Source organism: Arthrobacter sp. Br18, assembly GCF_000520555.1.
Lineage (GTDB): Bacteria > Actinomycetota > Actinomycetes > Actinomycetales > Micrococcaceae > Arthrobacter_D.
Window position 1 is genome coordinate 3,474 of the sequence record NZ_KI914861.1, and the last position, 8,668, is coordinate 12,141.

9 protein-coding genes are annotated in these 8,668 nt (G+C 67.3%); 8 read left to right on the forward strand and 1 reads right to left on the reverse strand.

Features of this window, described 5'->3' with window-relative positions:
• Positions 1-119: 119 nt before the first annotated feature.
• The gene (locus tag Y704_RS0108985; RefSeq protein WP_026549876.1) at positions 120-1,298 is read right to left on the reverse strand and encodes a pyridoxal phosphate-dependent aminotransferase; all 1,179 of its coding nucleotides are present in this window, start codon (positions 1,296-1,298) and stop codon (positions 120-122) included.
• Between the two features lie 124 nt (positions 1,299-1,422).
• Between Y704_RS0108985 and truB the strand changes: the two genes are divergently transcribed.
• From truB to Y704_RS20050, 8 genes are all read left to right on the forward strand, one after another.
• Positions 1,423-2,307 (forward strand): tRNA pseudouridine(55) synthase TruB, encoded by an 885-nt coding sequence (gene truB / locus Y704_RS0108990; protein WP_026549877.1) that lies wholly within the window; start codon positions 1,423-1,425, stop codon positions 2,305-2,307.
• Between the two features lie 2 nt (positions 2,308-2,309).
• A complete protein-coding gene (locus Y704_RS0108995) occupies positions 2,310-2,678 on the forward strand; it encodes a hypothetical protein (protein WP_026549878.1) in 369 nt (122 codons plus the stop codon).
• Positions 2,675-3,130, forward strand: a complete 456-nt coding sequence (locus Y704_RS0109000; RefSeq protein ID WP_035772142.1) for a hypothetical protein — start codon at positions 2,675-2,677, stop codon at positions 3,128-3,130. The genes Y704_RS0108995 and Y704_RS0109000 overlap by 4 nt, the downstream gene beginning before the upstream one ends.
• Positions 3,131-3,200: 70 nt before the next feature.
• Positions 3,201-3,857 (forward strand): DUF4345 domain-containing protein, encoded by a 657-nt coding sequence (locus Y704_RS20045; protein ID WP_081747505.1) that lies wholly within the window; start codon positions 3,201-3,203, stop codon positions 3,855-3,857.
• A gap of 245 nt (positions 3,858-4,102) precedes the next feature.
• Entirely contained in the window at positions 4,103-5,098 is a 996-nt protein-coding gene (locus Y704_RS0109010) for a bifunctional riboflavin kinase/FAD synthetase (RefSeq protein ID WP_026549879.1), read from the forward strand.
• Between the two features lie 94 nt (positions 5,099-5,192).
• Positions 5,193-5,462, forward strand: coding sequence for a 30S ribosomal protein S15 (rpsO, locus tag Y704_RS0109015; protein WP_026549880.1), 270 nt, complete (start codon positions 5,193-5,195; stop codon positions 5,460-5,462).
• A 270-nt stretch (positions 5,463-5,732) separates the two neighbouring features.
• A complete protein-coding gene (locus Y704_RS0109020) occupies positions 5,733-7,991 on the forward strand; it encodes a polyribonucleotide nucleotidyltransferase (protein ID WP_026549881.1) in 2,259 nt (752 codons plus the stop codon).
• 142 nt (positions 7,992-8,133) lie between these two features.
• The coding region (locus tag Y704_RS20050; RefSeq protein ID WP_253904272.1) for a M16 family metallopeptidase at positions 8,134-8,668 on the forward strand (535 nt) is incomplete at its 3' end.

The window sequence follows — 8,668 nt, forward strand, 5'->3', positions numbered from 1 at the left end:
ACTTTCCACGGCGGCAGCCGTTTTTCATGTCGCCCGGCCCCGGCGGTAATCCCGTTGGTGCCCGCCGTTACTTCTACGCAGTTCCGCGCGGCTCCTGGCCCGGCCTTCCTTGGCGCAGCTCAGCCAGCGTCGCGGCCTGGGAGCCGCGAGAGGCCTTCCTCGAGTTCCGCGGAATCCCCGCACAGGGCGATCCGCACCCAGTCCTCGCCGATCGAACCGAATGCGGTCCCGGGGGCAAGCGCTACCCCGTGCTCTTCGAGGAAGGTGCCCACCCACCGCCGGACGTCCCCGTGCGCCGCATGGGATACGTCGGCCCACAGGTAGAACGCCCCCTCCGCATCGAGGAAGGGGATGTTGAGCCCGCGCAGCACGTTCGTGGCGGCATCACGGTTGGCCCGGTAGTGGCGAAGACACGCAGCGGTGTAGTCCTGGGGCCCGGTCAGGGCGGCCAGTGCGGCGTACTGGGAGGGCCCCGAGACGCAGGAGACGCTTGCTTCCATGACGTTGTTCAGCAGGAGTTCCAGGTCCGGCGGCGTGATCAGGGCGCCGACCCGGAGCCCGGTCAGTCCGTACGTCTTCGACAGGGTCAGTGAGGTGAAGACCCGGTGCCGGTCCGCCTCCACCAGCGCCTCGGGCCCGCCGGCGTCGAAGCGGGCCGGACTGACGTGTGGCACGTCGTAGGTGAAGGCCTCGTAGCATTCGTCGGAGATCACCCAGAGGTTCCGGCGGTGCGCCAGCCGGACGAGCTCGCGCGTGAGGTCGCGGCTGAAGACGGCGCCGAGCGGGTTCGACGGCGAATTGAGCATGAGCACTTTCGTGCGGTCCGTGATCAGTGCCTCGAGGTCCTCGATCAGCGGCTGGAAGCCGTGCTCGGGACGAAGCGGATACGCAACGGGAACAGCATGCAGCAGGGCAACCGTCATGGTGAAGGTCGGATACCCGGGATTCGGGATCAGGACCTCGTCGCCCGGGTCGAGAAGGGTGCTCAGGGCGAGGTGGAGGCCCTGCTGCGCCCCGGCGGTGACGTAGACCCGCGAGGGATCCGCGTCCACGCCGCTGGAGGCGCCAAAGCGGGCAGCGAAAGCACTCCGCAACGGAGCAAGGCCCGCGTTGGGAGTGTAGTTCGTATCATCACGGTCGAGGGCGGCCATGGACGCCTCGAGGATGTGGCGCGCGACGGGAAATCCGGGCTCCCCGATGCTCAGGACGATCGAGTCGGGGCGGGCCCAGGCCGCCTGGGTGATCTCACGGATCTGGTTGATGGGCACGCTGAGGACGTGGCGAGCGGCGGGAACCATATGCCGAATAATAGCCCCCGGGGCGGCACGGGGCGGTGAGGTCCGGGCCCAGCGGCCGCTGTCCCTCTCCTGTGTGGGCGGTGATGGGCCACCGCCTATACTTGGGAGCGTGACAAACGGGCAGATCCACTCCGGGCTGGTAATCGTGGACAAGCCCCAGGGCTGGACGAGTCACGACGTCGTCGGACGCATGCGGCGGCTCGCCGGCACCCGCAAGGTGGGCCACGCGGGCACCCTCGACCCGATGGCCACCGGAGTGCTGGTGCTGGGTATCAACCGGGCAACCCGGCTCCTCACCTACATCGTCGGCACCTCCAAGACCTACGACGCCACAATCCGGCTCGGACAGTCGACGCTGACCGACGACGCCGAGGGCGAAGTGACCGGCGGCAGTATTGCGGCGGCGGTGGATCCGGTGGACATCCGCGCGGGCGTGGCGGCCCTGACCGGCGCGATCCAGCAGGTTCCGAGCAGTGTCAGTGCGATCAAGGTCAAGGGCCAGCGCGCCTACTCCCGGGTACGTTCCGGCGAGGACGTCCAGCTCTCCGCCCGCCCCGTGACCATCTCCCGATTCGAAGTACACGACATCAGGCGGGTCAACTCCGGCAAGCAGCAGGATGTGGACGTCACGGTGGAGTGCAGTTCGGGTACGTATATCCGGGCGCTCGCCCGTGACCTGGGTGCGGCACTGGGGGTGGGTGGGCACCTGACCGCCCTCCGCCGGACGCAGGTGGGGCCGTACCTGCTGGACCAGGCGGCAACACTCGAAGAGCTGGCACTGGATCTTCGGCTCCTCAAGCTCGACGCCGCCGCCCGGGCCCTCTTCCCGGTGCGGGAGCTATCGCCCGGGGAAGCCGCGAACATCTCCCACGGCCGCAGGATCGACCCCGGAGAAGAGTCCGGGCCGGTGGCAGCATTCGCCCCCGACGGAACCCTGGTCGCACTCCTCGAGAACCGGCCCAACGACGCACGGGCGCTCCTGGTGTTCGCGCCCGGCGGGGGGAACTAGGAGTGGATCCCTTCCTCATCACCGGGGCGGTCGTCTGCCTGCTCTCGGCCGTGCTGTGTATCGGGGCGGCGATCCTGCGCCAGCCCCCCAACGACATCACCATCCTCTCCGTGGCAGCGGTTGAGCTCTTCCTGCTGGCCTACGGAGGAAGCGGAGCCGTCCGGCAATTCGCTGGGGAGCCGGTGCTGGGGGAGGCCTGGGAATTCTGGGGATACCTGCTGACCGCACTGATTGTGCCGGTGGGGGCCTTCTGGTGGTCGATCCTCGAGCGCAGCCGCTGGAGCAACCTCGTCCTCGGGGCAGTGGGGCCCACCATCTTCGTGATGCTTGTCCGGATGGAGCAGATCTGGGACGGGGTGGCCGGCCTATGAGCAGGACGGCAGGAGGTTCCTCCGGGAACGAGGCCGCTCCGGCCGGGGACCGCCGCTCATCGGGTCCCGGCCGGCTGCTGATCGCTGTGTACGGAGTGTTCGCGCTTGCGGCAACGGCCCGCGCCGGCTTCCAGATCCTCACCAAATTCGCTGAGGCTCCGGTTGCCTACCTGCTCACGGCGTTCGCCGCCGCCGTCTACGTGCTCGCGACCGTCTCCCTCGCGCGGCCGGGACGGACGTGGTACCGGGTGTCCGTCGCGGCGGTGACCGTGGAACTCGTGGGGGTGCTCGCCGTCGGCGTGCTCAGCGTCCTCGATGCGGAGGCCTTTCCGAACGAGACGGTGTGGTCGGGGTTCGGCAGTGGCTACGGCTACGTGCCGTTGATCCTGCCGCTGCTGGGGCTCGCGTGGCTGTACCGGAACCGACCGGGCAAGACCCAGTTTCTGCTTTGAGCCGGGTGTGGCCCGTGAGAGTATGACGAAGAAGCTCCTTCCACCCAGCACCAAACCTCGAGGAAGCACCATGTCGGCCGTCAGCCCTGACCCCAAGAATCCCCCCACCCAGCCGCTGCAGCCCCCGCAGCCGACCCGCCACGCGGGCACGACCGGCACAGGCCGTACCACTTCCGGCGACTCGCCCGGCGGGAAGCCAGCCGTGCAGCCAGCCGTGCAGCCAGCAGCGCAGCCAGCAGCGCAGCCGGCAGCGCAGCCGGACGCCGGTAAGAAGAGCGCACGGAAGAAGGCCGCCAAGGGGCCGGGCGACAACGACTGGAACGTGTTCCGGACGGTCGTGGTCCTGGTCGGCCTCATCCTCGCGGGCTTCGGCGCCTACTATCTCATTCTGGGAACCGCGGGCCTGCCGGACACCGAGGGCCAGCCGGTCAACGCTACCCTCGAGAACCAGTTCCGCTTCTTCTCCGCCATGATGGTGGGCGTCGGCGCGGCGTTCGTCACCATTGCGATCAAGTTCGAATGGGCCAACATGCTGTGGCTGGTGTGCCTCATGGTCTTCGTCGGCGGGATCGGACGGGTGCTGTCCTGGGCATTCTCCGGCACGCCGCACTACCTCATGATCATCCTCATGGTCATCGAGCTCGCCTTCCCGGCGGCGCTGCTCGTGTGGCACAAGTACATCGCCAAGACCAGCCAGATGCGCAAGGACTACGACGCCCGGAGCTGAACTGGCGTCCCGCCCGCGCCGACAGCGAGCTGTCACAGCCGGCTGCCCCGGAAAACAGGGCGCGGAAAACTGGGCCCGGAAAACAGGGCCCGGATGGAGGCCGCCGGATATCCCGCGGGCGCATCCTGCCGATGCCTCCACCTGCCCCTCCGTCGGCCATAATGGACAGGGCGCCGCGCCCTCTTGAGCCATGAGCCCCGAGGCGCCATGCGCAGCACAGCAATTCACAGCCCGAAAGGAGATGCGTGTTCTACTGGAGAGACCTGGCAAGCGTGCCGGAGGGGTTCGGCCCGTCAGTGCTCACCCTCGGCAACTTCGACGGCGTCCACCGCGGCCACCAGCGGGTCCTCCAGCAGCTCGTCGACGCGGCGCGGGAGCGCAACGCGGCCGCCGTCGTCGTCTCGTTCGATCCCCACCCCGCCTCGGTGCACCGGCCGGATACCGCGCCTGAACTGATCATGGGCCTGGAGGACCGCGTCGAGACTCTGGCAGGCACCGGGATCGACGGCGTCCTGATGATGCACTACACCCTGGATTTCGCCGCCAGCACGCCGGAGCAGTTCATCGAGGAGGTCTTCGTGCGGGCGCTCGGCGCCAAGGCCGTGGTCGTGGGCCACGACGTCCGGTTCGGCCGCGGGAACAGCGGCGACCTCGACACCATGCGCGGACTGGGGGAGAAGCTGGGCTTCGAAGTCCTCGCGATCGACGACTTCGGCGCCAGTTTTCCGATCGATGCCACCGACGACGACGGCGACCGCCGCTGCTCCTCCACCTGGATCCGGGAGGCCCTGGAGAAGGGCGATGTCGCGACGGCGGCGCGGATCCTCGGGCGACAGCACCGGATGCGCGGTGAGGTGGTGCACGGAGCAGCCCGTGGGCGGGACCTCGGGTACCCCACGGCCAACCTCGAACCCGCCGCGCAGGGCTACATTCCGGCTGACGGCATCTATGCCGGCTGGTTGACCGACGCGTCCGGCACTCGATGGCCCGCCGCGGTCTCGGTCGGATCGAATCCCACGTTCCACGGCATCATGCGCCAGGTCGAAGCGCATGTGATCAACCGTCCGCCGGAGCAGGTCCAGGACTTCGACCTGTACGGCCAGCGGGTGATCGTCGAGTTCGTCGAGCGGCTCCGCGGCCAGGTGACCTACACGGGACCGGAGGCACTGATCGACCAGATGAAGCTCGATGTCGCCCGCGCGCGGGACCTGCTTTCGACAGATCAGCGGGCCAGCAGGTAAAGTGAGGAGAGGATCCGGCTGCAGTCCGTGGTGGCTGGATCTTTTCGTGTCGAAAGACACCTACTTGTTCACGGTACAACTCTAGGAGTTACTCGTGGCCCTTGACGCCGCTATCAAGCAGGAAATCATCGCGCAGTACGCAACCTCCGAAGGGGACACCGGTTCCCCCGAGGTGCAGATCGCGATGCTTTCCCGCCGCATTCTCGACCTGACCGAACACCTGAAGATGCACAAGCACGACCACCACACGCGTCGTGGCCTGCTGCTTCTCGTGGGACGCCGCCGTCGCCTGCTGGATTACCTGCGGGACACCGACATCAGCCGCTACCGTACGCTCCTCGAGCGCCTCGGCCTGCGTCGTTAGCTGAGCCTGAAGGCGGCACCTTCTTCGCAAGGAGAGGGAGCCGCCTTTCCGTTTCCTCCGGCCGACAGGCAGGAGGAACGAAAAAAACAAGAAAATACCAGAGGTAAACGGCGCGTCGCATTCGCGGTCCTCGGTAGTGATTCCCGGGCAGGGCGCAGCAGTGACGCCCGCCCCGTGGATCTCGATCGAAGACCGGGTGCTGACCAGGTCCACGAGCGACCTGCCATCGGCGCCGATTGCTCCCCAACAGGAAACGGAGGTGACTCTTCTATGGAGGGTCCCGAAATTCAATTTGCCGAGGCCGTTATTGACAACGGCCGGTTCGGCACACGCACCGTCCGCTTCGAAACAGGCCGCGTCGCCCAGCAGGCAGCGGGCGCCGCGATGGTCTACATCGACGAGGACACTGCACTGCTGTCCGCCACCACGGCTGGCAAGCACCCCCGCGAGGGCTTCGACTTCTTCCCGCTGACGGTCGACGTCGAAGAGCGCATGTACGCCGCGGGCCGCATCCCGGGTTCGTTCTTCCGCCGCGAAGGCCGCCCGTCGACCGAGGCCATTCTGGCCTGCCGCCTGATGGACCGCCCCCTGCGCCCGGCCTTCGTCAAGGGCCTGCGCAACGAGGTGCAGATCGTCGTCACGGTGCTCGCGATCAACCCCGACGTGCGTTACGACGTCGTCGCCATCAATGCGGCCTCGATGTCCACACAGCTGTCAGGCCTGCCGTTCTCCGGCCCGATCGGCGGCGTCCGCGTTGCCCTCGTGTCCGACGGCAGCGGCAACGACCAGTGGATCGCCTTCCCCAAGCACTCCGAGCTCGAGAACTCCGTGTTCGACATGGTGGTCGCGGGCCGCGTGACCGGCGATGATGTCGCCATCATGATGGTCGAGGCCGAGGCCACGGACAACTCGTGGAACCTTATCAAGGAGAATGGCGCCACCGCTCCCACCGAGGAGATCGTGGCCGACGGCCTCGAAGCAGCCAAGCCGTTCATCCGGGCACTGTGCGATGCCCAGGCAGACCTCGCCGGCCGGGCCGCGAAGCCCACCGTCGAGTTCCCCGTCTTCCTCGACTACCAGGACGACGCGTACGCGGCCGTCGAGGCCGCAGGCTCCGACAAGCTCGTGCAGGTCTTCCGGATCGCCGACAAGCAGGAGCGCAACGACGCTTCGGATGCGCTCAAGGACGAGGTGACAGGCTCACTCGCCGGACAGTTCGAAGGCCGCGAGAAGGAAATTTCCGCAGCGTTCCGCTCGCTGACGAAGGCGGTCGTGCGCCAGCGCATCCTCAAGGACCAGGTCCGGATCGACGGGCGCGGGCTCTCCGATATCCGCAAGCTCACCGCCGAGGTCGAGGTGCTGCCGCGTGTCCACGGTTCGGCGATCTTCGAGCGCGGCGAGACCCAGATCCTGGGCGTCACCACTCTCAATATGCTGAAGATGGAACAGCAGATCGATTCGCTGTCACCCGTCACTCGCAAGCGCTACATGCACAACTACAACTTCCCGCCGTACTCGACCGGCGAGACCGGTCGCGTGGGTTCACCCAAGCGCCGGGAGATCGGTCACGGTGCCCTCGCCGAGCGTGCACTGATGCCGGTGCTGCCAAGCCGTGAGGAATTCCCCTACGCCATCCGCCAGGTCTCCGAGGCGCTGAGCTCCAACGGCTCGACGTCGATGGGCTCGGTCTGCGCCTCGACGCTGTCGCTCCTGAATGCAGGCGTGCCGCTGAGGGCGCTCGTCGCGGGGATCGCCATGGGACTGGTGTCCGACGAGGTCGACGGTCAGACCCGCTACGCGGCGCTGACCGACATCCTCGGTGCGGAAGATGCGTTCGGCGACATGGACTTCAAGGTCGCCGGCACATCGGAATTCGTGACGGCGATCCAGCTCGACACCAAGCTCGACGGCATCCCCGCCTCGGTGCTCGCTGCCGCCCTGAAGCAGGCCCGCGAAGCACGCCTGCACATCCTGGGCGTCCTCGAAGCTGCGATCGACACCCCTGATGAGCTGTCGGAGTTCGCTCCCCGGATCATCTCGGTCAAGATCCCCGTGGACAAGATCGGCGAGGTCATCGGCCCCAAGGGCAAGATGATCAACCAGATCCAGGAGGACACCGGCGCCGACATCTCGATCGAGGATGACGGCACCGTGCTCATCGGCGCCACCGACGGCTCCTCCGCAGAGGCCGCACGTGCTGCGGTCAACGCCATCGCGAACCCCCAGGTTCCCGAAATCGGCGAGCGCTACCTCGGCACGGTCGTCAAGACCACCACCTTCGGTGCGTTCGTGTCGCTGACACCGGGCAAGGACGGCCTGCTGCACATCTCCGAACTGCGCAAGCTGTCCGGCGGCAAGCGCGTCGACAACGTCGACGAGGTGGTGTCCGTCGGCCAGAAGGTCCAGGTCGAGATCACCAAGATCGACGACCGCGGAAAGCTGTCCCTCTCGCCGGTCGTCGCCGACGAGGCAACGGAGGACGCCGGCATCGAACTGCCGGAAGTCCCCGTCGAAGACGCCGTCAGCTAACTCCGGCAGCATCTCCCAGCCCAGTCCAACGGCTCTGCCGGAACTCCTCGTTCCCGGCAGAGCCGTTGGACTTTGCCGCTCGAGCACTTCCCTATGACCCGAAGGACCCGGATTGACCCTGTCTGTTGTTCCACTCCCGCTTGTGCCCACCTCCCGCCTCGACGACGGCGCGGACCCGACCTTCATCTCCGGCGAACCCGGGGGAGCGGTGGTCCGCCGGTCGGTGCTGCCGGGCGGCGTCCGCGTCCTCACGGAAGCAATGCCGGGCCAGCGCTCGGCCACCATCGGCTTCTGGGTCGGCGTCGGATCCCGGGATGAGGCCGACGGCGAGCACGGCTCCACCCACTTCCTCGAGCACCTGCTGTTCAAGGGCACGGCGAAGCGCTCGGCGATGGACATCGCTTCCGCCTTCGACGAGGTGGGCGGCGAGTCAAACGCTGCGACGGCGAAGGAAAATACCTGCTACTACGCCAGGGTCCTCGACTCCGACCTCCCCATGGCCATCGACGTGATCGCCGACATGGTGACCTCTGCCGTCCTCGACCCGGAAGAGCTCGAGCAGGAGCGTGACGTCATCCTGGAGGAGATCGCCATGGACAGCGACGATCCTGCCGACGTTGCCCATGAGGAGTTCGTGGAAGCCGTCCTCGGGAACCATCCGCTGGGTCGCCCGATCG